The organism is Streptomyces neyagawaensis (assembly GCF_023516595.1).
Lineage (GTDB): Bacteria > Actinomycetota > Actinomycetes > Streptomycetales > Streptomycetaceae > Streptomyces > Streptomyces neyagawaensis.
Genome location: NZ_JAMGBG010000119.1, coordinates 34,125 through 59,266, shown reverse-complemented (window position 1 = coordinate 59,266; position 25,142 = coordinate 34,125). Strand labels below are relative to the sequence as shown.

21 protein-coding genes and 2 pseudogenes are annotated in these 25,142 nt (G+C 68.7%); 17 read left to right on the top strand and 6 right to left on the bottom strand.

Annotated elements, in window-relative coordinates:
• Positions 1-68: 68 nt before the first annotated feature.
• Positions 69-329, bottom strand: a complete 261-nt coding sequence (locus M8J73_RS34990; RefSeq protein ID WP_055539549.1) for a hypothetical protein — start codon at positions 327-329, stop codon at positions 69-71.
• A 1,277-nt stretch (positions 330-1,606) separates the two neighbouring features.
• Between M8J73_RS34990 and M8J73_RS34985 the strand changes: the two genes are divergently transcribed.
• The 4 genes and pseudogenes from M8J73_RS34985 to M8J73_RS34970 all read left to right on the top strand — a co-directional run bounded on the left by M8J73_RS34985 (position 1,607) and on the right by M8J73_RS34970 (position 4,642).
• Positions 1,607-3,037, top strand: a complete 1,431-nt coding sequence (locus tag M8J73_RS34985) for a glycoside hydrolase family 43 protein (protein WP_055539551.1) — start codon at positions 1,607-1,609, stop codon at positions 3,035-3,037.
• 310 nt (positions 3,038-3,347) lie between these two features.
• Positions 3,348-4,229: a histidine kinase dimerization/phospho-acceptor domain-containing protein gene (locus M8J73_RS34980; protein WP_055539552.1), complete on the top strand. Its 882-nt coding sequence runs from the start codon at positions 3,348-3,350 to the stop codon at positions 4,227-4,229.
• A pseudogene (locus M8J73_RS34975) lies at positions 4,207-4,377 on the top strand (helix-turn-helix domain-containing protein); the annotation flags it as partial. The gene M8J73_RS34980 and the pseudogene M8J73_RS34975, both read left to right, overlap by 23 nt.
• Before the next feature lie 100 nt (positions 4,378-4,477).
• On the top strand, positions 4,478-4,642 hold the full coding sequence (locus M8J73_RS34970) for a helix-turn-helix domain-containing protein (protein ID WP_308408372.1): 165 nt from the start codon (positions 4,478-4,480) through the stop codon (positions 4,640-4,642).
• Between the two features lie 401 nt (positions 4,643-5,043).
• Here the strand turns inward: M8J73_RS34970 and M8J73_RS45795 are convergent.
• The 4 genes and pseudogenes from M8J73_RS45795 to M8J73_RS34950 all read right to left on the bottom strand — a co-directional run.
• A pseudogene (locus M8J73_RS45795) lies at positions 5,044-5,255 on the bottom strand (transposase); the annotation flags it as partial.
• A gap of 62 nt (positions 5,256-5,317) precedes the next feature.
• On the bottom strand, positions 5,318-6,832 hold the full coding sequence (locus M8J73_RS34960) for a carotenoid oxygenase family protein (protein ID WP_079054921.1): 1,515 nt from the start codon (positions 6,830-6,832) through the stop codon (positions 5,318-5,320).
• Between the two features lie 34 nt (positions 6,833-6,866).
• Complete coding sequence (locus tag M8J73_RS34955; protein WP_055539553.1) at positions 6,867-8,336, bottom strand: benzaldehyde dehydrogenase; 1,470 nt, start codon at positions 8,334-8,336, stop codon at positions 6,867-6,869.
• Between the two features lie 53 nt (positions 8,337-8,389).
• Positions 8,390-10,033, bottom strand: coding sequence for an MFS transporter (locus tag M8J73_RS34950; protein WP_055539554.1), 1,644 nt, complete (start codon positions 10,031-10,033; stop codon positions 8,390-8,392).
• A 220-nt stretch (positions 10,034-10,253) separates the two neighbouring features.
• On the opposite strand from M8J73_RS34950, the gene M8J73_RS34945 reads away from it, so the two are divergent.
• The 4 genes from M8J73_RS34945 to M8J73_RS34930 all read left to right on the top strand — a co-directional run bounded on the left by M8J73_RS34945 (position 10,254) and on the right by M8J73_RS34930 (position 14,134).
• Complete coding sequence (locus tag M8J73_RS34945; protein WP_055539555.1) at positions 10,254-10,748, top strand: VOC family protein; 495 nt, start codon at positions 10,254-10,256, stop codon at positions 10,746-10,748.
• Between the two features lie 4 nt (positions 10,749-10,752).
• Entirely contained in the window at positions 10,753-12,429 is a 1,677-nt protein-coding gene (locus tag M8J73_RS34940) for a bifunctional 3-(3-hydroxy-phenyl)propionate/3-hydroxycinnamic acid hydroxylase (protein ID WP_249829508.1), read from the top strand.
• The gene (locus M8J73_RS34935; protein ID WP_249829507.1) at positions 12,426-13,268 is read left to right on the top strand and encodes a fumarylacetoacetate hydrolase family protein; all 843 of its coding nucleotides are present in this window, start codon (positions 12,426-12,428) and stop codon (positions 13,266-13,268) included. Before M8J73_RS34940 ends, M8J73_RS34935 begins: the two co-directional genes overlap by 4 nt.
• Before the next feature lie 80 nt (positions 13,269-13,348).
• Positions 13,349-14,134, top strand: a complete 786-nt coding sequence (locus tag M8J73_RS34930) for an IclR family transcriptional regulator (protein WP_107467897.1) — start codon at positions 13,349-13,351, stop codon at positions 14,132-14,134.
• A gap of 176 nt (positions 14,135-14,310) precedes the next feature.
• Here the strand turns inward: M8J73_RS34930 and M8J73_RS45630 are convergent, their stop codons facing one another.
• Positions 14,311-14,763, bottom strand: coding sequence for an ATP-binding protein (locus M8J73_RS45630; protein ID WP_332836409.1), 453 nt, complete (start codon positions 14,761-14,763; stop codon positions 14,311-14,313).
• Positions 14,764-14,958: 195 nt separating this feature from the next.
• On the opposite strand from M8J73_RS45630, the gene M8J73_RS34920 reads away from it, so the two are divergent.
• The 9 genes from M8J73_RS34920 (at position 14,959) to M8J73_RS34880 (ending at position 25,021) form a co-directional block, all read left to right on the top strand.
• Positions 14,959-16,440, top strand: coding sequence for a carotenoid oxygenase family protein (locus M8J73_RS34920; protein ID WP_107467898.1), 1,482 nt, complete (start codon positions 14,959-14,961; stop codon positions 16,438-16,440).
• A gap of 6 nt (positions 16,441-16,446) precedes the next feature.
• Positions 16,447-16,824, top strand: a complete 378-nt coding sequence (locus M8J73_RS34915; protein ID WP_107467899.1) for a nuclear transport factor 2 family protein — start codon at positions 16,447-16,449, stop codon at positions 16,822-16,824.
• A 45-nt stretch (positions 16,825-16,869) separates the two neighbouring features.
• Entirely contained in the window at positions 16,870-18,174 is a 1,305-nt protein-coding gene (locus tag M8J73_RS34910; protein ID WP_308408371.1) for an MFS transporter, read from the top strand.
• Between the two features lie 166 nt (positions 18,175-18,340).
• On the top strand, positions 18,341-19,786 hold the full coding sequence (locus tag M8J73_RS34905; RefSeq protein ID WP_107467901.1) for a FadR/GntR family transcriptional regulator: 1,446 nt from the start codon (positions 18,341-18,343) through the stop codon (positions 19,784-19,786).
• 146 nt (positions 19,787-19,932) lie between these two features.
• On the top strand, positions 19,933-20,784 hold the full coding sequence (locus M8J73_RS34900) for a DUF8021 domain-containing protein (RefSeq protein WP_229913974.1): 852 nt from the start codon (positions 19,933-19,935) through the stop codon (positions 20,782-20,784).
• 34 nt (positions 20,785-20,818) lie between these two features.
• Entirely contained in the window at positions 20,819-22,123 is a 1,305-nt protein-coding gene (locus M8J73_RS34895) for an acyl-CoA dehydrogenase family protein (RefSeq protein WP_055542665.1), read from the top strand.
• Between the two features lie 18 nt (positions 22,124-22,141).
• Positions 22,142-22,942 carry an SDR family NAD(P)-dependent oxidoreductase gene (locus tag M8J73_RS34890; RefSeq protein ID WP_249829506.1) on the top strand — a complete coding sequence of 267 codons (801 nt, stop codon included), beginning with the start codon at positions 22,142-22,144 and terminating at the stop codon, positions 22,940-22,942.
• A gap of 30 nt (positions 22,943-22,972) precedes the next feature.
• The gene (locus tag M8J73_RS34885; protein WP_249829505.1) at positions 22,973-23,491 is read left to right on the top strand and encodes a flavin reductase family protein; all 519 of its coding nucleotides are present in this window, start codon (positions 22,973-22,975) and stop codon (positions 23,489-23,491) included.
• A 66-nt stretch (positions 23,492-23,557) separates the two neighbouring features.
• Positions 23,558-25,021: an aldehyde dehydrogenase family protein gene (locus tag M8J73_RS34880; RefSeq protein WP_249829504.1), complete on the top strand. Its 1,464-nt coding sequence runs from the start codon at positions 23,558-23,560 to the stop codon at positions 25,019-25,021.
• Positions 25,022-25,142 lie beyond the last annotated feature (121 nt).

The following is a 25,142-nucleotide window of genomic DNA, read 5'->3' as shown; positions in this document are numbered from 1 at the left end:
GTGTGTCATTCACGCGGTGGCCGGCACGAAAAACGGCGCGGATCCAATCACATGATCAGCAGCTCACGCTACCCTGCCCCGGAAGCCCAACCAGCAACCAGGGCGTCGGCGAGGGCTTGCCAAGTCATGTGGCCGTAGCGCCACCACACCGGCCCGTGCGGGCCGTGGGCCGCGAGCAGGCGCAGGGTGGTGGCCAGCATCGGCACCATGCCCGTGTAGTCGCGGTAACCGCCCGGCGTCGGATCGTCGGGGGTGTGGGCGTCGTTGTTCCACTGCCCGCGCCTGTGCTCGCGGGCGAGTTCGCCGACCTCGCGCATGCAGGTCTGCATGGCGAGCTGCCCGATGTAGCTGTAGTAGCCCCCCGTCGTGGATCACCCGCACGGCCCACGCCCGGACGAGGGCGAGGACCAGGTCGTCCGCGGTCTCGGCGGCCGCCGCCTCGCTCGCCAGGGCCAGCCACCGCTCCCGACCGCAGGCCAACCCCCTGGATTCGTTCTTCACCGCGGTGACCCCGTTGGCCAGCAGGGCTGCGGTCAGGGCCAGCGCCCGGCGGGACACGTCGAGACCGGTGGCCTGGGAGATCGCGGGACGTAGGCGACCGAGTCGTGTGCGTCCACCGCGGCCCAGTCGTCGATGATCCTGCGGGAGTGGAGCGCGGAGTCAAACGCCTCATGCATCCGGGGGTCCGGCTCTCGCTGGAACGCGTCGAGTTCGAAGTCCCCGCCGCCCGCCTCCTCGACCACCCGGCTGATGACATCGGGATCCAGTGCCCACGCCGACCGCGCACAGCACGTGCCTCGGCGTCACACCGGACGCCGGGACCACGAAGCGCGTGCCATCGATGACGTGTCCTTGCCACACCTTGCCCATCTGCCCAGCACCGCAGATGTGCGTACGACGTTGTGATCTCCATGGCACCAACAGACATGGTGGTCCAGCCCGTTCACGCGGTTCCCCCTCGTCACCGGGAAAGCAGGAGCGCGGGAAACGGTCAGCCACGACAGTTTGCCACGGCGAACTCTCGGGCTTCGTGGGGGTCGCCTCTCAGGTGTCGCCGTACGCCTTCGTCACGTCGCGTGCTTTCCGTTATGGGCGACGTGTCGGTGCGTCTCCTGTAGCACGACCCCGTCCAGAGGTCAGGGGACGGAGGGAACGGAGGAGCAACGCTGTTTCTGCGGTCTTCACCCATCTTGACACCCGCTTTAACCCCGCTCTAACTTTTGCCGAATCCACGAATGATGTCCGATATGTCGAACGAGATGTCATTCGTGAGTCACTGCCCAGTCGCCCTCGCTTCCGCTCCGCGACGTGAAACAAGGATGTCTCTGTCATGAGCGTTGCTCCCGCCACTGCCGGCATGGAACAGATCGCCCCCCGGCGTTTCTCCACGGCCACGGCGCTCGCTGTCCTCGCCCCAGCGAGACGGCCGGGACGGGTACGGCCACTCCCCTCGCGCGCGTCAGCGACGTCGGCGCCTCGGGCACTGACCTGGCCCTGATCGGACAACGCGCCATCGGCACAGCCACCGGCTTCCAGTGGTCACGCGCCCGGAATCACATTGCCGCCCCGTCCCGGCACCCGTAGAAAGAAAAGACAGGACACGCACATGGCAAGGCTGCTCACCCGGCTCGCGGCGATATTCCTCACCGTCGGCCTCTTCTTCACCTCCCAATCCCTGGCCGCACCCGAGCGGGCGGCCGCCGCGGACCCGGGCTATCTGATGCTGCACTTCACCGGGGAGGGTTCTGCCGGTCAGCAGATGTACCTCGCGCACAGCGCGGACGGCCTGCACTGGAACGACCTCAACGGTGGAGCGCCGATCCTGCGCTCCACGGTCGGCACCAAGGGCGTGCGTGACCCCGCGCTGGTGAGGTCCCCTGACGGCAGCAAGTACTGGATCATCGCGACCGACCTGTGTTGGGGCTGCGGCTCGACGGTGGACGGCTCCATCAACAACGGCAGCCGCAGCATCGTGGTGTGGGAGTCGACGGATCTGGTCAGCTGGTCGGAGCCGTGGCTGCTCAACGTGGCCGGCGCGATCCCTGACGGGCGCAACGCCTGGGCGCCGGAGGCGATCTGGAACCCGGAGACCAACGACTACGTCCTGTACTGGGCGACGAACGTGCCCCTCGACGGCAAGACCAAGCACCGCATCTTCTACGCCCGCACCAGCGACTTCCGCTCCATCACCACCCCGCAGATCTACATCGACCGGCCCGGTGCCCAGGAACTCATCGACACCCAGATCGTCGAGGTCCCGGCCGGTGTCGGCAACTACCGTTACGTACGGGCCTCCGGTGACGGACAGATCACCCTCGAAGGCAGCAACTCGATCCTCGGGACGTGGACCAATCTCGGCAACCTCTCCGGCATCGGCCTGACCGGCGCCCAGGTCGAGGGCCCGATGTGGATGAAGTTCCGCGACCGCAACGAGTGGACCCTGTACCTCGACCAGTACGCCTCCCGCGGCGGGTACATGCCGGTCACGACGACCAATCCCTCCGCCGTCGGCACCTACCAGCTCCCGGCATCGGGCAGCTACAGCCTGGGCGTCAACAAGAAGCGCCACGGCTCGATCATGACGCTCACCGCCGCGGAGGAAACCCGGGTCCTCGCCCGGTACGTCAACACCCCCGCCAAGCGGCTCCAGTCGTTCAACTTCCAGGACCGGTACGTCCGGCACGCCAACTTCGACGTGCGCATCGACCAGAACATCACCAGCGACGACGCCAAGTTCCGGATCCGGCCCGGTCTGGCCGGCACCGGCACCGTCTCCTTCGAGTCGGTGAACAACCCCGGCTACTTCCTGCGCCACGCCAACTACGACTTCCAGCTGGTCCGCAACGACGGCACCGCCCAGTTCGCCGCGGACGCCACCTTCAAGCAGGTCGCTGGCCTCGCCGAGCCCACCTGGTCCTCCTTCCAGTCCTACAACCACCCCGACCGCTACATCCGCCACTACGCCTACCAACTGAAGCTCGACCCGATCACCACCGCGACAGGGCGCGGCGACGCCACCTTCCGCGTGACGGACTGATCCGACCCGACAAGGTGGGGGCGCCTGCACGGCGCCCCCACCCACCGATCGCTCCACCAGACCGAAAGGAGCTGTCCGGCATGCCGGATACTTTTCGAACGCGCGGCGTGACAGCACAGCGCCGCCCGAGTTTCCGGCAGGGCGCTCTGGCAGCCGTGGCGGCCGCCGTCTCGTTTCTGGCGGCGTCGTCGATCCGGCGGCCCCTGCCCGGGCGGCGGAGATCACCGACGGCCTGGCCCTCTGGTACAAGCTCGACGCCACCTCGGGCACGGTGGCGGCGGACGCCTCGGGCAATGGCCGGGACGGAACCGTGAATGGCACCGGCGGCTGGTCCGGTTCCGGTGAAGGGGGCCGTCGGCTGCGCCTGTCCGCCGAGCCCGTCACCGGACCGGCCGGCACGACGGACGCCGTGGTGGTCGCGGCCGTCGACATCTCCGGGCACCTGGACAGCCACGGGCGGCTGAGGCTGTTCCTCACCATCGCCTGTGCGGTCCTGGTAGCCCTTTCGGCCATGGCCGGCCGCTGGCTCGCCGGACGCGCCGTCCGGCCGGCGCTCACGGCACTCGACCAGCAAGAGGCCTTCTTCGCCGACGCCGCCCACGACCTGCGCACACCCGTCACCTCGATGCGGTTGCTCGCCGAGACCGGCCTGCGCGGGGAGGCGGACAGCCACGAAGTGCTGCGCCGCACACTGCGCCAGTCCACCCGGATGAGCGAGCTGGTCGACGACCTGCTCACCCGCGCCCGGCTGATGGCCGGCGCCGTCCCGCTGGAACGGGAGCCACTACGGCTCGACCAGCTCGTCGATGCCGTCGTCGCCGACACCCCGGCGCACGGGCACCAAGTGGCCGTCCGGGCCGAAGCCGTGGTCGTCCTCGCCGACGCGGGACTGCTGCGCCGCGCCGTCGCCAACCTGCTGGGCAACGCGCTCACCCACGGCCACACCCCGGGTGAGCTGGACGCCTCACCGAATCCTCCGGTTCCACCGAGCAGACTTCCCGCGGTCCCCCGAACAGCAGGCGACGAGCAAAGGGCGTGCACCACCGGTTCTACGGGACTGGGTCGCAGGCGCACGGAGCGAGGAATCGGTTTCATGGCCGGATGCGGGAACACATGGTGGCCGAGCGGTTCTACTGACCTTCGCGGCGTGATGTCGTTGGGGGCAGACGATGAATCGTCGCGGTATGCCTGAACGGCAGGCGTTTCGCGAGCGAATCCGGCTGGAGGCCGCGGAGCGATTCGCTGCGGGTGCCGCCGATGCCGAGGTCGCCAAGCACCTACGGGTAAGTGTGCGCTCGGTGCGGCGTCGGCGCCGGGCGTGGCACGACGCCGGCACCGAGGGGCTGCGGTCTGCCGGGCCCACGTCACGGCCCAAGCTGAGTGAGGCCCTGTTCACCGTGCTCGAGCAGGAGCTCGCCAAGGCGCCGGTTCCGCACGAGCATGACGCTGTCGGCGATCGCGCGGATGCCGCACGGGCACGGTTTCAATCACCAGGTCCCGGCCCGCCGGGCGATCGAGCGCGACGAGGAGGCCGTGGCGGGCTGGGTGACTGAGACCTGGCCACAGGTGGAAGGCCCCGGCCCGCCCGTACAGCCTCGGGATTGACGGTTGGTTCCGGGCGGGCCGCATCCGGCGGCTATGGAGTTCGGCCCTGCAGTGAAGCGCCCAGGAAAGGCGTGGCACCCATCCTGGCCGTTTGGCGGCAGTGCGATAGCGGCACGGCTGCACCGCTGAGTTGTCACACGCTTCTGAGACCCTCTCAAGCGGGACGGGCGCATGGGCAGAGAGGCGCTACGTCGGCTTCGAGGGAATGCGCGGATGCAGGGCACCCGGCAGCTCGCGTGCCTGGGTGGAGTGCGCAACGGCCGGGATTCAGTCGAACAGCCCCAGGTGCAGACCCGGTTGTTGGAGTGGCCCTGTCCGACGGCAGAACATCGCACGCGGTGGAGCGGGTCACTCCGCGGGAGTGGTGTATCGACGGCCACTCGGTGATCTCTTCTTTGAGGCTAGTCGGTCGGGAGGGCGGTCTCGTAAGTTTCTGACTCGATCGGGTGGAGGCGGGCCTTGGCCAGGAGGCCGAGGCCATGTATCGACGGGTTTCGGTCCAATCGTCGTTCTGCTCGGCCAGCACCGCTCCGACCAGGCGGATCAGGGCGGGGTGGTCGGGGAAGATGCCGACCCCATCGGTGCGGCGGCGGACCTCCTTGTTCAGCCGTTCCTGGGATGGGATTCTCGCCGGCGTCGCAGCGGAACCGGAGGACCGGATCCGGAGCAACGCCGCTACCTGTCGTCGCCCTTCGCTGCGATGGCACGGTCCAGAACGTCGTGTTCGGCCCAGCTTCCGTGGAAGCCGAACGGCACCCGGCTGGGGAGCTTGACCCGGGCCAGCGGGGTGCGGCGCAGGTCGGCCGCGTCATGGACGAGGAGCTCGCTCAGGTCGGTGGCGCGGTTCCACCACAGCGAGAGCAGGTAGCCGTCGTCCTCGCCGCGGGCGTTCTCACGGGCCACGAAGACCGGTTCGCTCGGGCTGGTCAGGCCGTCGGGTCCTTCAACGACGGTGGTGCTGTCGAGAAGGTAGTCGTGACGGGCGAGGCCGTCGGACATGGTGTCGTCGGCCAGGCTGCGCGTGGTGACGAAGTAGCCGTAGCGGTGGGGCCGACCCGTGTAGGCGTCGTTGATCTTCGGGAACTCGCCGAAGACGCCGCTGATCATCTCCTCCGTGGCCCGTCCGGTCGCCAGGTCGACGCGCCAGCGGTAGGGCAGCGCCGGCGGGAACCACTCGTGGGAGCCCACCGGCGTGGAGAGACGGTCGACCGGGCTGCCGAGGCGGCTGATCCGGTGCCCGTCGACGATCAGCTCACCGTCCTGCTCGTAGGCATTGTAGAAGTGGGTGTTGGCCCAGTGGCCGCCGAGCTCGTGCCAGGTGATCTCATGGGTGTGGCGGTTCATCAGGACGATCTGGACGCCGTGTTCAAGGGAGCTCTCGTCCCAGACGACGCCGGGCCTGCTCTGGGCCACCAGGTCGAGGCGGAACTGGGCGGGCGTGACAAAGAAGATCGCGTACGTGTCGCTCACCGCGAAGTCGTGCATGAGGACCGGCACGCCGATGTCGAAGGAATGCGAGTCCTTGATCTCGGCCGTCTTCACGTCGGCGCGGTACCAGGTGATGGTGGGTCCGACCGCGGCGAAGAACAGCATGTCGCCGGTGTCCGGGTCGGTCTTGTAGTGGCCGGTGCACAGGACGTCGACGCCGCCGTGGAAGTCGTACGTGCCGAGGGTGCGCAGCGTCTCGGGGTCCAGCGCGTGCGGCAGTCCGCCGTCGAAGTAGACAAGCAGGTGGTCGTCGAAGAGGCCGGCGTTGATGTTGGCGACGTTCTTGGCGCGCGGGGCGCCCTTGGGCAGTCGGCCCTGGGTGCCGCCGTTGACGAAGCCGCTGTAGATCGCCTCGCCGGCCTCCACCTCGACCTTCATCGAGTCGGTCTGGACCCAGCGGGTGCGGTAGGCGGCCTTGCCTTCGCGGAGATAGACACCGCATACCATGCCGTCGCCCTCCCACCAGTGGTAGCGGTCGGTGTTGCGGGGCTGGAAGCGGGGATTGGAGGAGACGCGGAACAGCGCGCCCGCGAGGTCGGACGGTATCTCGCCGTCCACCTCCAGGTCGTACGCCTCGTTCTCCTCCGTCCAGGGCGCGAAGGGGCCGTTGAGGAACCTGTTGCCGGTGTGCCAGTCGGCTCCGGCGCCGACGGGGCTCTCTCCGGTACCGCGGGGAACGACGGTCATGGGGTTCGCGGGCATGGGGCTCTCCGTGCGGGTTGGTGTGTCGGGGCGGTCAGAACGGGTAGCGCGGGAGTTCGCCGCGTACGGTGACCCACTGCTGTTCAGTGAAGGCCTCGAGGTTGGCGACGGAGCCACCGTGACGGGCGCCGGTGCCGGAGTCGCCGACGCCGCCGAAGGGGATGTTCGGTTCGTCGTTGACCGTCTGGTCGTTGATGTGGACCAGTCCGGTGGGCACGCGGTCCGCCAGGGCGAGGCCCTTCGCGACGTCCCGGGTGAGGATACCGAGGGACAGTCCGTACTCGGTGCCGGCGGCGAGCCCGGCCGCCTCGTCCAGGTCCCGGAAGGGGACGACGGGCGCGACGGGACCGAAGATCTCCTCGGCGTACGCGGGCGCGGTGAGCGGTACGCCGGTGAGCACGGTGGGCCGGTAGAACAGGCCCTCGTAGGTGCCACCCGCGGCAAGCCGGGCGCCGGCCTCGACCGTGTCCGTGACGATGCGGTGGACGTTGTCGCGCTGAGCGCTGTCGATGAGCGGTCCGACGGCGACGTCCTCGGTGGCCGGGTCGCCCACCCTGAGCGCGTCGGCGTGCTGGGCGAGCAGAGCGGTGTAGTCGTCGGCGACCGAGGCGTGGACGAGGTGACGGCTGCTGGCCATGCAGATCTGGCCGGCGTGGACGAAGGACCCCCAGGCGCCCACCGAGGCAGCCTGCTCCAGGTCGACGTCGTCCATCACGACGAGCGCGGAGTTCCCGCCCAGTTCCAGGTGGACCCGCTTGAGGTGCCGGGCCGCGGCGATACCGATGGCGCGCCCGGCCCGAGTGGAACCCGTGAACGCGATGACAGGAACCTGCGGATGTTCCACGACGGCTGCCCCGACGTCCGCCCCGCCGGGCAGGACATGCAGCAGACCGGCAGGCAGGCCCGCCTCTTCGAAGACACGGGCGAAGACGGCACCGCCGCTGATCGCGGTGCGGGGGTCCGGCTTGAGGACGACCGCGTTGCCGAGGGCGAGCGCCGGGGCCACGGCCCGCATGGCCAGGATGATCGGCACGTTGAACGGGGCGATGACGCCGACGACCCCGACGGGGGTGCGGCGGGAGAAGGACAGCCGCTGCTGCCCGGAACGCAGCAGCTCACCGTAGGGCGCCCCGGCCAGGGCGGCGGCCTCGAAGCACTCCTCCGCACCACCGCTGCTGACCTGCAGGGCGGCGAACGGCCGAATCGCACCGGACTCCCGTACCAGCCAGGTCTCGATCTCCTGCTGGTGCTCCTCGAAGAGACGCGCGGCGCGGCGCAGGACAGCGGCACGGTCGGAATACGGCCGCGCGGCCCACTCCCGCTGGGCCCGCACCGCCCGCTCCACCGCCCTGTCCACGTCGGCCGGTGTGGCGGTGCCGACGCGGCCCAACGTCTTGCCGGTCGCGGGCTCGACGGCGTCGTACTCCTCGCCGGTGCCGATGATCCACTCACCCGAGCCAGAGAAGATGCGGCCTTCCCAGGTGCTGCTGTCCAGAAGAGTCATGGTGTCCCGTTCCATGTCAGGGGCTGTTACGGCTGTGCCCTCGGGGCTGATGGTCAGGCGCTGGGGAGCGACTTGACGGAGTTCGGGGCGCCGGCCGGTGCGGTGGCCGCCTCCTGGGCGGACGTGCCGACGGCCATGGCATCAGCGGCTCCGCTGTGCCGCAGGGCGAGAGCGGCGATTACCGCGCCTGCCAGGGCGGCGCCAGCGCAGACGTACATGCTGAGATCAAGGCCCGATTCGAGGGTCTCGCGGGCGAGCGGGGCCACGGCGCCCGATAGGCTGCCGAGGTCGGCGTTGGCGACTGCGAGTGCGCCTCCTTCGGTGTTGACGGCCTCGGCTACGCCCAGAGCCTGTGGCGGAAGGCCGGAGGAAGCGAGCTTGTCGGCCAGGCCGCTGCTCGCCGTGCCGAGTGCGACGGCGCCGACGACCGCGGGGCCGAGGGCCTGCCCGGTCTCTCGGACGAGGCTGGTGACCGCGCTGGCCATGCCGGCGTACCGGATGTCGACCGTGCCGACCGCGACGGCCGTCAGCGACGAGAACATCGTGATGAAGCCGACTCCCATCAGCAGGATCGGTCCGGTCATGGACGCGAGGCCCGTCGCGTCGCCCGGCAGCAGTGCCATCCAGAACTCTCCGGCGGCGAGCGACAGCAGCCCGCCGACCAGCAGGGTGCGGGGGTGCACGTGCTGCAGCAGTTTCGGCAGGAACGGGGTGAGCAGCAGCGGGACCGCCTGAACGAGCGCGAAGGGCAGAGCGGCCTGGAACGGGGAGACGTGGTGGACTGCCTCCAACTTTATGCTGAGCGCATAGGCCGTGCCGATGAAGCCGAACAGGGCGAGCAGTCCGATGGCGGCGGCCGCGGCGAAGGCGGGGGTGCGGAACAGGTCCAGGCGCAGCATCGGCGCCCGTGATCTGCGCTCCACGGCGAGGAACGCCGTGAAGGAGGCGGCGGCGAGGACGAAGGCGAGCACGATGTGGGGCTCGGAGTAGCCGTCGCTCGCGCCCTCGATGACGGCGTAGAGCAGCGCCAGCAGGGACACGGCGATGGTGAGCTGGCCGGGCCGGTCGAGGCCGCGGTCGGCGGTGGCCTGGCGGGAGTCGACGACCCAGCGACCGCTGACGGCGGAGGTGACCAGGCCGAGCACCGCGAGCGGAACGAAAGCCCAGCCCCAGTGGGCGTGCTCGGCGATGAAGCCGCTGATCAGCGGGGCGATCATCGCGCCGAAGGCGAGGCTGAGTGCCCAGTACGACAGGGCCCTGGCGCGGGCGACGGGCTCCCAGGTGCCCGCGACGATCACCGCCAGCGAGGAGGGGAAGATCGCTGCGGCTCCCAGGCCGGCCATCGCCTGGCCGGCGATCAGCTGGGTCATCGAGCCCGCGGTGGCGACGACCAGGCAGCCGGCCGTGATCAGCAGCCCGCCGAGGACCAGCAGGCGCTTTCGTCCGAACAGGTCGCCGAGGACACCGAAGTTCAGCTCCAGGATGGCCGTCGGGAGGATGAACGCGGCCGGGATCCAGGCCAGGGCGGCGGCCGACGCCCCGAGGTCCTGCTGTATCTCACCGATGAGCGGCGAGGCCAGGGGAATGCCGATCTGAGCCACGCAGATGGCGAAGCAGGCCGCCACCAGCGTGGCGCGGCCCAGCGGAGCGGGCGTGTTCGGAGAGGGAGCGGGGCTCTCGGCAGCGGGATCGGTCATGAGGGATGCCTCCGGCGGTGCTCCGTGGACGCCGTTGACTGAGCGACGCACCGGACACCATGTCTCGGAAACCCGGACTTGGGTTTCATTTGGCAGGACCGTGCACTGCGGACTTGCCTCCAGTCAAGGGGCATGAAGGCGGAATTTTGCGATTGACGACCGGAGATCCGACCGCTAGCGTCCTATAAATCAGTTACTCAGTCCTGATATTGGAGACAGTATGAGCATCACTGGGCTCGGGCACACCGGCTTCTGGGTCGACGACCTCGAAAAGATGCGCGACTTCTACAGCCGGGTCCTGGGGCTGACGGTGACCGATGAGGACGAGGAGCGGCGCATCGTGTTCTTCTCGTCCCGCCCGGACGAGGAGCACCACGAGTTCGTGCTCCAGGAGGGCCGGACCGCCCCAGCCGGAAGCAAGCTCACGCACCAGGTGTCTTGGCGGGTGGACTCACTGGAGTCGATCATCGACTTCCACCACCGGTTCCGCGCCGAGGGCATCGAGGTCCAGCAGGAGGTCACCCACGGCAACGCGATCGGGATCTACTTCTTCGATCCCGAGGGCAACCGCAACGAGGTCTACCTCCGCCTGGAGCGTGACGTGCGCCAGCCGTTCCGCAAGAGCATCGATCTGGACCTGTCCCCCGAGGAGATCATGGCCGAGGTCGAGCGGCTGCTGACCGAGGGCGGACCGGCCTACCAGCCGGTCCAGTAGTCCCATGCCCACGACATCCGAGACGCCGCCTGTCCTGGTCGTCGGCGCCGGACCGACCGGGCTGACGGCCGCCCATCTGCTCGGCTCGCGAGGTGTACGGGTGCTGCTGGTGGAGCGCAACACCACCACAAGCAACGACGCCAAGGCGATCAGCCTCGACGACGAGTCCCTCCGTACCCTGCAGTCGGCCGGCGGCCTGGACGAGGCGGTCTACCCGATCCTTGTGCCGGGCACCGGCACGAGATACTTCGGCGTGGGCGGGCGGCCGCTCGTGCACGCCCGGGGCACTGGCGACCAGCGCCTGGGACATCCGTTCAAGAACCCCTTCGCCCAGCCCGACCTGGAGCGGGTGCTGTGTACGCAGCTGCGCCGCCTGCCCGGCGTCGACGTCCGTTTCGGCACCCGGCTGACCGCCCTCGCCCAGCACCCCGACCGGGTGCGCGTGTCCCTGCGAACAGGCGGGGAGGACGGGCCGGTCGAGGAGTTGGACGTCTCGTACGTCCTCGGCTGCGACGGCGGCCGCAGCACCGTGCGCGACCTGCTGTCCGTCCCCATGCGGGGACGCAGCTTCCCTGACGTGTGGCTGGTGGCCGACACCCTCGAGGACACGCACGACCAGCGTTACGGCATGCACCACGGCGACCCCGACCGACCCGTCGTCATCGTCCCGGGCCAGGACGGGCGTTGCCGCTACGAGTTCCGCCTCAAGCCGGGCGAGTGCGAGGCCGGTACCTCTCCCCCGTTCGCCCTCGTGCGCGAACTCCTGCGGCCCCACCGGGAGATAACGCCCGACCAGATCGAGCGCGCGGTCGCCTACAGCTTCCACGCGTTGCTGGCCGACCGGCTGCGCGAGGGCCGCTGCTTCCTGCTCGGCGACGCCGCGCACATGATGCCGCCGTTCGCCGGCCAGGGCCTCAACTCCGGGATCCGGGACGCGGCCAACCTGTGCTGGAAGATCTCCGAGGTGTTGGCGGGCCGGGCCGGTGACGCGATGCTCGACACCTACGACAGCGAGCGGCGCCCGCACGCCCGCGCCGTGATCGACCTCTCCGTGCGCCTCGGCCGGATCGTCATGACCACCAGCCGCCCGCGTGCCCTGCTGCGCGACGCGCTGGTGCGCACTGCCATGCACATCCCGCCGGCTCGCCGCTACCTCACCGAGATGCGCTACCGCCCCGACACCCGGCTACGGGCGGGGGCCGTCCTCCCGACGAACGGCGCGGGCAGTGGGCTGGTCGGCACGATGCTGCCGCAGCCACGGGTGCTGCACGGACCGCACCACCGCCCCGCACGGCTCGACGACATCCTCGGACAGGGCTGGAGCCTGCTGGGGATCGGCGTGAGCGACACCGACTGGGCAACCGTCGTCCGGGCCGGCCTCCCCGAGGCCACCGCCGTGGATGTCTTCCTGGACGACCGCACACCGCGTGACCGGGCCGGCCGAACGGGGATCACCGACGCCGACGGCCGACTCGACGCCCTCCTCGCCGGGCTGACCGGATCCTTCGTCCTCGTACGTCCTGACCGGTTCGTGGCCGCCGTATTCGCCCCCGATCGGGCCCAGTACGTCGGCGTGACGCTGCGGCGCTTCGCACGCCCCCGCCCCACCACGGGCACCACCACCGCCACCTCCGATCTCGCCCCCGAGATCCCGTACGACTCCCCAGGAGTACCCCGATGAGACTGAGCACCGTCCGTATCGCCGACGACCGCGTGACCTCCGCCGCCCGGCAGGAAGGCGACGAACTCGTCCTGCTCCCCTACGCCGACGTGGGCGCGCTGCTTGCAACCGGCGACGACTGGCACGAGCGTGCGGCCTCCGCCGACGGCGAGCGCCTGCCCCTGGCCGAGTCGTCACTCGCCCCACTGGTCCCCCACCCGAACAAGATCGTCTGCCTGGGTCTCAACTACGCCACGCACATCGAGGAGATGGGCCGCCCCACCCCCGCCCATCCCACCCTCTTCGCGAAATACGACGGCTCCCTGATCGGCGCCCACGACGACATCCACACGCCGCCGGTCAGCGACGATCTCGACTGGGAAGCCGAGTTGGCAGTCGTCGTCGGACGCCCCGGCCGCCACGTGCCGCGCGAGAGGGCCCTGGAGTATGTCGCCGGCTACACGGTCGCCAACGACATCACCGTGCGGGACTGGCAGCACCGTACCCGTGAGTTCCTCTCCGGCAAGACCTTCGAGGCCACCACCCCGGTCGGGCCCGCGCTCGTCACCCCCGACGAGCTCCCGCCCGGTGCCTCGGGGTTGGACATCTCCTGCAGCGTCGACGGGCACACCATGCAGAAGTCCAACACCGCGGACCTGCTCTTCGACGTGGCCGAGACCGTCGCGTACATCAGCACCATCATCACGCTGCTGCCCGGCGACCTGATCCTCACCGGCACCCCGGGCGGCGTGGGCGCCGGTCGCGATCCGAAGGTGTTCCTTCGCCCCGGACAGGAACTGATCACCACGGTGGAAGGCATCGGGGAACTCCGCAACACCGTCATCAAGGAACAGCTGTGAACCATGACCACAGGACAACCGGCGGCCATGCGGCACCGCAGGGTCTCCACCGGCCCACGCCCACCCACTAGAGTTCTCGTATGTCAGGAAACATGTCTCCCAGCTACCGCGAGCGCAACTCCACGGCCGACCGGGCGCTGGACATCCTGACCATGTTCGACGACGTCCATCTCGTCGTCTCCGGAGCCGCCGTGGCCGAGCGGCTCGGCGTGGCGCGCTCCACCGCGTACCGCTACCTCCAGAGTCTGGTGGCCGGGCGTTTCCTCGAAGAAGCCCCGGGCGGCGGCTTCCGGCTCGGCCTACGAGTGTTGGAGATCGCCCGACTGGCCCGCCACAGCTACGGTCTCTCCGAGGTCGCGGTGCCGTCGATGGAATCGCTCGCCGAGGAGGTGCACGAAACCGTGCTGCTGACCCGGCGCACCGGCGACCTGGTGGTCTGCGTCGACCGCGCGGAAAGCACCCGCGCGGTGCGGATCTCGTACGAGCGCGGCAGCGCCCTGCCGATCAACGCCGGCGCCTCCGCCCTCGTCCTGCTGGCCTGGAGCCCGGACGACGAAGCCCGCGGGCTGCTGCAGAGCGCCGAACTGCGCCGCTTCACCTCGGCCACCCTCACCGACGTCGACGCCCTGATGGAACGACTCGGCCGGATCCGCCGCATCGGCTACTCCGTCACCCGGGGCGAACTGGATCCCGACGTGGTCGGCATCGCTGCCCCGATCCGGGACGAGAACAAGCGGGTGGTCGCGGCGGTCAGCGTGGCCGCCCTCGCCTCCCGGGTCTACCCGGAGGCGGAGACGGAGATCGCTCAGAAGGTCCTGGCCACCGCGCAGGAGATCAGCGAGCGGATGGCCGTCGTCGCGGGCTGACCCCTGGTCCTGCTCCGTCCGGGCGGGGTGGCGCGGCAAGCCGTGCCAGGGCTCGAGCGTGCGCCTGGCACACAGTTTTTCAGTATCACGGCACAGTCGACGGTCTGTCGGACCGTCGGGCCCCGTACCAGCGCGAGCACCGCGCATCATCTCTGGCACCCGAAGACACCGACTCATCAACGGCCCTGCACGAAGTCGGCTGCGGGAAGGACCAGGCGGAAGGTGCAGCCCTCGCCCGGGACTGCGTCGAGTTCGAGGCGGCCGCCGTGGCTCTGGGCGATGGCCGCGGCGATGGCGAGGCCGAGGTACGTCCCGGCCGGTCGGTGCCGCCGGTTCTGGGTCCGGTCTCTGTCGTGCCCACCCGCGCGTGGACACGGGTGGGCGGCTGGGTGTGGATGCGGGCGTTGCGCAGCGGGTTCTCCAGGATCTGGCCCAGTCGGCGCGGGTCGCCGAATATCTCGGCCACGTCGATTTCCTCGGTGCCGCTCGGATCTGCCGATGGCGGCAAAGCCACCACCTTTCTTTCTGCGGAAACTCACCCGAGTCGGCCCCGTGCTGACCAAACTCGCCTGCCCCCAGCGAGTTCTGTCAGCGACTGACCACGACGCAAGGCAACGACTCCGAGCCATAGCGTCAACACGGAAACCACAGGGATAACAGCCCAGGTCAGCGAGCGTGCGCGGCGCCTGGTGCCTGCCCGGCCGTCACCGGAAGTGGGGTGCGGTGATTCCACCGTCTGGTTTGGGCAGCGACCGCGTCCTACTGTCAGAAAACCGCAGCTCGTGGCGAAATTCTGCGCGACGGCAGTCAAAGGAGACGGCTTCATGGCAAAGACTTTTCCACCCGAAATCACCATGGGAATGGACGAGCCGTGCCGGTTCGATATCGAGGTGTTCGATCTGGAGGTCGTCGAGGGCACAGTACCCGCGGACATCGATGGTCTGTTCGTCCAGGCGGTTCCCGACCAGGTGTATGTTCCCGAGGTCCCGGTGCTGTGGCCGATGACCACCGCTGCGGGCGGGGACGGTGCGGTACGCGCGTTCCGAATCAAGGACGGCTGCGTCGACTTCCGGACCCGCTATGTACGCACCGAGCGTTTTCTGCTCGAGCGCGAGGCCCGCCGATCCCTTTACGGGAATTACCGGGATCCGTACTCCGACGACCCGAGCGTCGCCGGCGCGAGCCGTACGACGGCGAACACCGCCATCTACTTCCACGCCGGCCGGATGCTGGCGTCGAAGGAAGACGGACTGCCGTACGAGATCGATCCCGTAACCCTCGAGACCCGGGGCGTGTGGGATGCGCACGGTGATATCACGAGTCTTACCTTCACGGCCCACCCGAAATTCGACTCGGACACCGGCGAGATGTTCGGTTTCGGTTACGCCGCGAAAGGCGAGACCACACGCGACATCGCCTACTACGTGATCGACGCCTCGGGCAAGGTGATCCACGAGACCTGGTTCGAGGCACCGTACTCGGCCATGATCCACGATTGCGCGCTGACCGAGAACTTCATGCTCTTCCCGGTCATGCCCATTACCAGCGACCTCGACCGTCTGAAGGCCGGCGGCCCGCACTTCGTGTACGACGGCGACCTTCCGCAGGTCTTCGGAGTCATTCCGCGCTTCGGCGATGCTTCCGAGGTGCGCTGGTTCCAGGCCCCGCCGGCCTTTCCCGGCCACACGATCAACGCCTACGAGGAGGACGGCGTCATCGTCTTCGACCTGTACGAGGCGGACGGCAACGGCTTCGCACCGGTCGTGCCCGACAAGAACGGCAGGCCGACGCCTCCTGGCAGCGTCACCACACGGCACGTGCGCTGGCACATCGACTACCACACCGGCGAGGAGCGGCTCACCGAGCGGGAGGTGCTGGCAGTCGTCAACGGCGAAGGGCCGCACATCGACCCGCATCGCGAGTCGAAGCCGTACCGCCACGTCTTCGTGCCGACGCTCGACCGCGACAAGCTCGAGACCGACGTCAACGGCCGCCCCTATCCGGTGATGTTCAACCAGCTCAGCCACTTCGATCTGGTGGCCGGGACCCGTGACGACTGGTATCCCGGGCCGGCCGCGACGTTCCAGGACCCTGTGTACTTCACCAAGTCCCCTGAGTCCGCGGAGGACGACGGCTATCTGATCGCCACGCTCAACTGGCCGACGGAAAAGCGCAGCGAACTCGTCATCCTCGACACGCTCGACCTTGCAAGCGGGCCGGTCGCCCGGCTGCGGCTTCCTGTACGCATGCGCCTCGGCATCCATTCGACGTGGATCGACGGCGCCCTCGTCCCCTCCTGGAGGTGACCCACCATGTCCGGCGACCAGCCCAAGGACATCGTGCTCAAGATGATGTCACTCCTCGTCGATCCCTCGACCTCGGAACAGGCGCGCGAATACCTCACCGAGTCCTATATCCAGCACAACCCCAACATCGACTCGGGAGCCGACGCGATCATCGAGTGGACGAAAACCGATCAGGCTCGCGCAGCACGGGAATCCATGCGCCCTGCGCCCGAGCCTCCGGTATTCGTCGCCGAAGGAGACAAGGTCGTGATGATGCTGGCCCGGGACCTGCCCGACCCGGACGCCCCGGGAAAGACCTACCGCTCCTACTGGTTCGACATGTGGCGGATCGAGGACGGCAAGCTCGCCGAGCACTGGGACGGCGCTCCCAAAGAAGCAGGATAGACGTCGAATTCGGGCAACGGAGCCCGGTCGCGAGAGGGTTTTCGAATGTCGTCATATGCTCGTATCTCCGCTACGATCGCCGCTTTCCTCTGCATGTCCTTCGGCATGTCGGCGATTTACGTCGGATCTCTGTCGGTCTTTCTCGGTCCGGTTTCGGCATCGATGGGCTGGGGCGTCTCCGTCTTCACCTTGGTGTTCACGGTGTCCGCCTACATCGGCGCTTTCAGTACTCCCTTCAGCGGGCGCCTGATCGACCGGGTCGGGGTGCGGATCCCGGTCACCATCGGTGTCGCGACCTTCGCCCTGGGGCTGTTCGGCCTGTCCCAGATACACTCAACCGGCTTCGTGTTCTGGGCATCCGCCGTCTGCATCGGCATCGGTGCCGCACTGGCCGGGCCGGTAGCCCACGTGCGCGTCGTCTCCTCGTGGTGGGACAGCAACCGGGCGCTCGCCCTCGGTCTGGTGGTCGCGGTGGCCCCCGCACTGTCGCAGTCCCTGGTCGCGCCGGTGGCGCGATGGCTGATCGACGCATTCGGCTGGCGCACCGCCTACGAGGTGCTGGCCGCCGCTGTCCTGGTCGTCGGATGCATATCGGCCCTGTTCTTCCTGAAGGTGCGGAGCGCGGATGCCGCCACGGATTCCCCGGCTGCTGTCACGCCGTCCCCAGCGGTCCTCGAAGGCGTGCCCGCGAAGCGGGCATACCGGTCCCAGACCTTCTGGACCTTGACGGCGGCGGAGTGCCTCGCGACGAGTTCGTTGATCGGCACGCAGGCGCACATGGTGCACTGGTTCACCGGCCGCGGCGTCACCGGCGGCACGGCGACCTTCCTGGTGTCCCTCATGGCGGTGTCCGGGATGGTCGGCGTGCTGTTCTCCGGCTCCCTCACCGACCGCATCAGGTCGCACCGCGTCGCCGCCGTGCTCTACACCCTGCCGGCGATCAGCCTGGTCCTGCTTCTCGCCGCCGGGGACACCTTGTGGATGCTGGGCGTCGGAGTCGTCCTGATGGGATGCGCGCTGACCGCCGTGACGCTCCTGTTGCCCTACCTGATCACCCGGTACTTCGGGCTTCGGGCGTCCGCCGAGATATTCGGCATCAGCCTCGCGTGCAGCATGATCAGCATCGGAACCGGGCCCACGCTGATCGGTATGGGCTTCGACACCTCCGGCAGCTACACGCTCCCGATCTCACTCGCTGTGGCCGCCACCACCGTTTCCGCGCTGCTCATGTTCACCCTGAAGCCGTACATCTACGCGGTGGTCAAGCCCGCTCCTCGCGATGCGGGCAGGACGCACACGGTCACGGGCGGGACGGACACACGCCTCTCCGGACAGGAGGCAACCCCCTAGCGTCGGCGAGCCGCCGGCAACCGAGTGCGATCACGCCCGTTGCTCCGCCACCCCCCGGATCTGAGGGACAGCGATGAACACAATTAGACGCTCTCGCGGGCCCTTCGATGGCCCCGGCGGAGTACAGCGCCCCCTTACGACCGGAGCGACCGGAGCGACGGGAAACATGCTGTCGGAGCTCTACTCCAGCGTGGTCGGCGACCAGGAGCGACTGACCAAGCTGCCTCTGGTTGTCGCCCGGGACATGGAGGAACGTTTCATCCGCGATGGCTGGCCGGTCGGCAAGGTTTACGGCAGCGAGGCCGACATGGCCGCGTACTACGGCGTCGGCCGGGACGTCATGCGGGAAGCCGTACGCGTGCTGGAGGCACGTGACGAGGTGCGGGTACGACGCGGTCCGCAGGGCGGCATCGCGGTCGCCAGGCCGGGCGGGACACATCTGCTGGTCATGATCGGGGGTTACGCCTACCTCACCGGCCTGGGGCTGCCGGACATCGTCGAGGCGTGGAGTGCCGTCCACATCAGCGCCGTACGTCTCATCGGTGACCGGTCACGGCAGGCCGGCGGCAGGCCGATATGGGAGAACCAGGCGGCGGACGACGGCGGGATACCGGACACCGCCGGGCTGCTCGGGCGGTTCGCCGCCGAGGTGATCGACGGAAGCGGCAGCGGTCCGCTGAAGTACTTCAACGACGTCCTGGCCCCGCTGTTGCCGCGGATGAGTACCGCCCTGGGGGCCGACGCGCTGGCCGACATACGGCAGCGGATCATCCATGACCTCGATCGCGGCCGTACGGAGGACGCCGTGCGTCTGGCACGTACGCTCTTCTGCGGCGCGGCGCGGGACACCCTCGCGCAGGTCGCACGGACAGGCGGCTGGAAGGGCACGCCGGTGCCGGAGCCGCTCGAGCAGATGCGCATACCCGCCTTCGCGGCCGTGCGGCGGATGATGTCGGAGATCACGCCAGAGGAATGGGTGCGAGGCCGGCCACTGGGCAACGAGTGCGAACTGGCTGAACGATTCGGCGTCGACCGCAGCGTTATCCGCCAGGCAATCCGCATGATGGAGGACGCGGAGACAGCGGTCACGTTGCCCGGACGCGGACACGGCCTGATGACCCGGTGCCCGAGCCCGGCCCCCCTGAGCCGTCAGGTCTGCGTCTACCTCGCATCGCACTCCGAACCGCCTGAGGGCGCCGCCCTGGCACTCGGCAGTCTCATGATCGAGATGGCCGAGATCGCCGCCCGGAAGACAGGTCCCCGCGATGCCGAGCTTTTCGACGCGCTCTTCGATGAACTGCGGCAACTGACGAGTGCCGCACCGATAGCCAGCGTCCAGCTGATCGAACGGCTGCAGAACCGTCTTGCGCGCAATGTGCTGCTGTCGCTCTTCGTGAATGGCATCAAGGCCTATGTGTCCTGGAGCATGAGCGAGGAGTTGCATGCGCCGTCCTGGGTCATCGAGTTCTTCGCCCAGTCCACACACGATGTCCTGCGGGCCATCGGCCGTCGTGACGCACCGGAAGCGGCCCGGCTTCAGGCCGTGAAACAGGAAATGCTCGCGCAGTACCGCCGAGCTGTGCTCGAAGGGCAGGAGCCGGAATTCCGGTGAATCCGGTGAATCGCACCCGGCCCCTTCGCAGTCGATAACCCCGACAGATCCGAATACGCCGTCTGGTTACCGAGAGGGACGAGACCTAGGGTCAATCTGCCGGGGCCGATAGAAGACATCCACTCGAAGAGCAGGAGCGGGCAGGAATGCGAACCCTGACTGGTGGTGCCGGAATGACGCACAGCTGGGAAACCGAGCGGGACCTTTTCAGGCACGGGGAGAGCTTCCTGCAGAGCTTGGTGGGGCACGATCCGGGCCTCGCGAGCCTCGCGCGTTCATTCCGGGCGACGGAGAACGCCGATGAGGTCGCACCAGGACAGGGGCTCTGGGCGACCGCCGAGGATTTCCTCGGCCTACAGACCTTCGCCGATCCGGTCCAGGGGCAGCTCATGACCATGGGGGTCGTCGTCACGGCGGGACAACGCCAGCCGTTCGGCCTGCGACTGAAGGTCGTCGGGGACGAGGTGACCGAGGCCGAGGCCGTCATCAGCACGGATCCGAGCGGGCACTTCGCCGATGTGGACCAGTTGCTGGCACCCGACGTGCTCTACGGCGCACCGGTTCCGCCCGACCGAGCCTGCGACCGAGACGGGCTGGCCCTTGCGGCGGACAGCTACTGGACCGCACTGCAGGAAAGCGACGGCAGCCTGGCTCGCTTCGGATACCGCTGTGACCGTTATGACAACGGCAAGAAGGTGACGAACACCCTCACCACTCTGCTGTCTCCGGACGCCACCGTCCACACCGTCGCGAGTTGCCTGAACAACACCCGAGGCGCCAGGCCCAAGGCCCGTGGGCGTCGCTGTCCCGTTGTCGACGTGGCCCGCGGAATCGCGGCGAGTGTGGTCGTCGTCGACTTCCACCCCGTCCCCGGCAGCCCGCGACCCGACAACGGCTCTTTTTACATGATGGCCCTCTTCAAAGTGGTCGACAACGAAATACGCAGTATCGACGAAATACGAGAAATCCTGCCGCTCGGCACACCATCGGCTTGGTGAGCGAAAAGATATGTATATGAAAGAAGCGCCAGCTATGACTGATCCAGGGTCTATACACGAGTCACCGTTCACGACACCGGAAGGGCGCCGCATCCGTGACGCCGTGCGGGCAGCGGTACCGCTGATCCGGGAGTACGCCCCGGAAGGTGAGAAAATCGGCTGTCTGCCGTCGCCCACGCTCGATGCGCTGCACGAGGCCGGAGCGTTCCGGGCCTCAGTGCCGCTGGAACTCGGAGGCTATGCCCTCGGGGCGCGCGATCTGGCCGAAATCGTCAGCGCGGCGGCGAGCGGCGACGGATCGGCGGGCTGGACCGCCATGATCGCGAGCGGGTTCACCCGGGTCATGCTCACCTTCCCGCAGGAGACGGTCACCGAGGTCTACGCACGCGCTCCGCAGTGGCCGGGGCCGGTCGTTGCGAGCGCCTCGCTGTTCTCGGAGAGGATTCAGAAGGCCCGCCCGGTTCCGGGCGGCTACGTGATCGAGGCCGGGAACAGGTGGGGCTTCGGCAGCGGCTCCAAGCACGCCGCCTATCTGGTCGTCGGCATCGAGGTGGAAACCGCCCCCGGCACCACGACGCGCGCGATGGCGTTGCTGGAGAAGGGCCAGTACGAGATCGTCGAGGACTGGCACGTCATGGGACTGTCCGGTTCCTCCAGCAACAGCGTCACGACACCTGCGGAAGTCTTCGTCCCCGAACGGCGCGTCGCAGATCTCGCCGGCCTGCCGGGGCGTCTGGACGGCCTGCACCAACGCTACGCGGGGCTGGGCTTCGCCCTCGACGCCCGAGGCCTGATGCTCATCGTGGCCATGGAGACCATGGCTGTGGTCCTGGGAATGGCCAAGGGCGCCTTCGACTGCTTCCTCGACCAGAGCCGGCGCAAGAAGCCTTTCAACCTCCCCTACGACACGCTGGCCGCCACTCCGTCGGTGCAGGTCGTCGCGGGCAAGACGCGCGCCATGATCAACGCGGCGGAAAGCCTGCTGTTCGGCCGCGCGGATCACATCGACCGCAAGGCGCGCGCCGGACAGCCGTTCACGGCGGCCGAGGAGTCCGAGATCACCATGGACTTCGTGCACGCCGGCAATGTCTGTGGTGCCGCCATCGACGCGATACAGATCGCGCTCGGCTCGTCCACGGTCGGTCTGCGCAACCCGATTCAGCGCTTCGCACGCGATGCGCGGGTGGCATTGACCCACGGCTCCACCCGGCTCGACCCGGCGGCGGAGATCAGCGGACGGCATCTCCTGGGGCAGACACCGTTCACCGACGGCATGGCGGCCGTGCCCGGAGTGGCCAAGGCCGCAGAGGCCCCGCGCATCGTCGAACCCGTCGCTTGAGCTGGACCAGGAGACATCATGAACCTCGAACTGAACGGCAAGCGGGTCCTCGTCACCGGCAGCAGCTCAGGCATCGGCACCAGTATCGCGCTGGCATTGGCCGACGAGGGCGCCCACGTCGTCGTGCACGGCCGGAACCGGGAGCGCACGTCCAAGATCGCGGCGATGATCCGGGAGAACGGTGGCCAGGCCGACGAGGTGCTCGGCGACCTCACGGACGCCGACCAGGTCGACGCCGTCTGCCGGCGGCTGCTCGACTCCGGCGGCGTGGACATCCTGGTCAACAACGCGGGCGGACGCCATGGAGGCTGGGAGCGCGACGGCTGGTTCGGTACCTCGCCCGGCAACTGGCTCGAGACGTACAAGCTGAACGTGATCTCGACCGCATCCCTGGTCAACAGCCTGGTCCCCGCCATGAGGGAGCGCGGCTGGGGACGCGTCATCCAGATCGCCAGCGCCATCGCCCTGCACCAACCGCCCAATTTCCCCGACTACCAGGCGGCCAAGGCAGCGGAGATCAACATGACACGCAGCCTGTCCCGCGGCCTGGCCGGAACCGGCATCACGGCCAACTCCGTCAGTGCCGGCATCATCCACACGCCCGGCTCCGCCGCGGAACTCGCCGCCATCGCTGCCGAGATGCGGCTGGAGGGCGGGTGGCAGGCGCACGAGCGCCACATCGCCGTCGAGGTGTTCCGCCAGACCGCCGGCCGCATCGGCAGGCCGGAGGACATCGCCGCCGCCGTCTGCTACCTGGCCAGCCCCCGCGCCGACTTCGTGACCGGCGTCAACTTGGTCATCGACGGCGGCATCAACTGAACCGCTCAGGCGGCGAGGAGAGAAGTGTCGATGCAAGCATCCCAGGAGACGCCCGAAGAGCTGCGCCACGCGTTCGGTCACCTGCCCTCCGGAGTGGTCGCGGTCTGCGCCCTCGTGGGTGGCCGGCCCGTCGGGATGGCGGCGAGCTCGTTCGTGCCGGTCTCTTTGAAGCCGCCGTTGGTGTCGTTCTGTGCGGCACGCACTTCCCGCACGTGGGAGGCGCTGCGCCAGGTGCCGAGCCTCGGTGTCAGCGTGCTCGCCGAGGACCACGCGACCCTGTGCCGGGCGCTCGCCTCCTCGGCAGAAGATCGTTTCGCGGGTGTCCGATGGGAGGCCGGGGAATCCGGCGCGGTCTTCCTGCCGGGCACGGTGCTGTGGCTGGAATGCGCGCTGGACTCCGAAATCGAGGCGGGCGACCACGTGATCGCCGTACTACGGCTGCACGGGACCTCATTGTTTCCGCAGGTGAGGCCGCTGGTGTTCCACCAAGGGCACTTCGAGCGACTCGGCCCGTCCCAACCCCCCGCCCGGACACATGCTTCGGCGTGACCGACGGGCGGCGATGTCAATCGCGCAGCGGCTGACCCCCCATCACCCTACGAGGAGCAGAACATCATGACGCTTATGGAAGCAGGCGACTGGTCGGAGAGGATTTTCTCCGGTGAGTGGATCAAGGGTTCGGGCGAAGTCTACGACGCGCTCGAGCCGGCGACCGGTGAGACCCTGGGGCGGGTCGGTGCGGCCACGCCCGACGACCTGGGGCGGGCTGTGGGGCAGGCGGCGCAGGCGCAGCAGCAGTGGGCGGCGCTGCCGTACGTCGAACGGGCACAGGTCCTGCGGCGTGCTGCACACCTGTTCGAAGAGCACCACTCCGAGATCGCCGACTGGATCGTGCGGGAGTCGGGGGCGCTGAGGGCGTTCGCAGAGTTCCAGACCTCTAACGGGGCAGCGGAGGAGTGCCACGAAGCCGCGGCGCTGTCCGCCGCGCCGTTCGGGGAGGTGCTCCGCTCCGTGGAGGACCGGCTGTCGTTCTCCCGTCGGCGCCCGGTCGGCGTTGTCGGTGTGATCTCCCCGTTCAACGCACCGATGGTGCTGGCGATGCGAGCGGTGGCGCCGGCGCTGGCTCTGGGAAACGCCGTCGTCCTCAAGCCCGACCCCCGGACCGCGATCTGCGGCGGTGTAGTGATCGCGAGGATTTTCGAGGAGGCGGGACTTCCCAGCGGCCTGCTGCACGTACTGCCGGGGGGCGCTGACGTCGGCGCGGCACTGGTGGATCACCCCCAGGTGCCCGTGATCGCCTTCACCGGATCCACGAGGGCCGGAAAAGCGATCGCGGCAGCGGCAACGCGGCATCTGAAGCGCGTCCACCTCGAACTGGGGGGCAACTCGGCGCTGATCGTCCTGGAAGACGTGGATGTGGAGAAGGCGGCGTCCGCGGGGGCGTTCGGCTCCTTCCACCATGCGGGGCAGATCTGCATGGCCTCAAGCCGGCATCTGGTGCACGCGTCGATCGCCGAGGAGTACGTCGAGTCGCTGGTCCGGCGGGCGAATGCCGTGACAGTGGGAGACCCGGCGAGGAGCGAGGTGGCAGTTGGTCCCATGATCGACGAGCAGCAGCTGCAGGCCGCGCACGCTGTCGTCAACGACACCGTGGCGGCAGGCGCTCGGCTCGTGGCAGGTGGCACCTACGAGGGCCTTCTGTACCGGCCGACCGTGCTGGCCGACGTCCCCTTGACCGCACGCGCCTACCGGGAGGAGATATTCGGCCCGGTCGCACCCGTGGTGCCCTTCCACAATCTGGACGAGGCGGCGAGGCTGGCCACCGGAACCGAGTACGGACTCTCGCTGGGCGTGCTGACCCGGGACATCGCCAAGGGTCTGGTATTGGCCGAACGCATTCCCACCGGGCTCGTACACATCAACGACCAGACGGTCAACGACGAGGCCACCGTGCCCTTCGGCGGTCGCGGCGACTCCGGCAACGGTTCCCGTCACGGCGGCGCCACCGCGAACCTCGAGGCTTTCACCGAGCAACAGTGGGTGACCGTCCGGGGCGACATCCCCGCCTACCCCTTCTGATTCCAGGCTGCCCCGGCGCGGAGCTCAGGTCACCGTGAACCAGTTGAAACGGGTGCCGGGCCGCAGTCTCCCCCAGACTGAGCGGGTAACCGCAGCGGCATCAGCCTCCCCGCTCGCATCT

Coding starts and splice junctions, on each gene's coding strand:
- M8J73_RS34910 (WP_308408371.1), top strand. CDS start 16,870: ATGTCGTCATATGCTCGTATCTCCGCTACGATCGCCGCTTTCCTCTGC.
- M8J73_RS34960 (WP_079054921.1), bottom strand. CDS start 6,832: ATGCCCGCGAACCCCATGACCGTCGTTCCCCGCGGTACCGGAGAGAGC.
- M8J73_RS34970 (WP_308408372.1), top strand. CDS start 4,478: ATGACGCTGTCGGCGATCGCGCGGATGCCGCACGGGCACGGTTTCAAT.
- M8J73_RS34900 (WP_229913974.1), top strand. CDS start 19,933: ATGCGAACCCTGACTGGTGGTGCCGGAATGACGCACAGCTGGGAAACC.
- M8J73_RS34920 (WP_107467898.1), top strand. CDS start 14,959: ATGGCAAAGACTTTTCCACCCGAAATCACCATGGGAATGGACGAGCCG.
- M8J73_RS34885 (WP_249829505.1), top strand. CDS start 22,973: ATGCAAGCATCCCAGGAGACGCCCGAAGAGCTGCGCCACGCGTTCGGT.
- M8J73_RS34985 (WP_055539551.1), top strand. CDS start 1,607: ATGGCAAGGCTGCTCACCCGGCTCGCGGCGATATTCCTCACCGTCGGC.
- M8J73_RS34935 (WP_249829507.1), top strand. CDS start 12,426: ATGAGACTGAGCACCGTCCGTATCGCCGACGACCGCGTGACCTCCGCC.
- M8J73_RS34940 (WP_249829508.1), top strand. CDS start 10,753: ATGCCCACGACATCCGAGACGCCGCCTGTCCTGGTCGTCGGCGCCGGA.
- M8J73_RS34915 (WP_107467899.1), top strand. CDS start 16,447: ATGTCCGGCGACCAGCCCAAGGACATCGTGCTCAAGATGATGTCACTC.
- M8J73_RS34945 (WP_055539555.1), top strand. CDS start 10,254: ATGAGCATCACTGGGCTCGGGCACACCGGCTTCTGGGTCGACGACCTC.
- M8J73_RS34890 (WP_249829506.1), top strand. CDS start 22,142: ATGAACCTCGAACTGAACGGCAAGCGGGTCCTCGTCACCGGCAGCAGC.
- M8J73_RS45630 (WP_332836409.1), bottom strand. CDS start 14,763: ATGGCTCGGAGTCGTTGCCTTGCGTCGTGGTCAGTCGCTGACAGAACT.
- M8J73_RS34955 (WP_055539553.1), bottom strand. CDS start 8,336: ATGACTCTTCTGGACAGCAGCACCTGGGAAGGCCGCATCTTCTCTGGC.
- M8J73_RS34895 (WP_055542665.1), top strand. CDS start 20,819: ATGACTGATCCAGGGTCTATACACGAGTCACCGTTCACGACACCGGAA.
- M8J73_RS34905 (WP_107467901.1), top strand. CDS start 18,341: ATGCTGTCGGAGCTCTACTCCAGCGTGGTCGGCGACCAGGAGCGACTG.
- M8J73_RS34990 (WP_055539549.1), bottom strand. CDS start 329: ATGCAGACCTGCATGCGCGAGGTCGGCGAACTCGCCCGCGAGCACAGG.
- M8J73_RS34950 (WP_055539554.1), bottom strand. CDS start 10,033: ATGACCGATCCCGCTGCCGAGAGCCCCGCTCCCTCTCCGAACACGCCC.
- M8J73_RS34880 (WP_249829504.1), top strand. CDS start 23,558: ATGACGCTTATGGAAGCAGGCGACTGGTCGGAGAGGATTTTCTCCGGT.
- M8J73_RS34930 (WP_107467897.1), top strand. CDS start 13,349: ATGTCAGGAAACATGTCTCCCAGCTACCGCGAGCGCAACTCCACGGCC.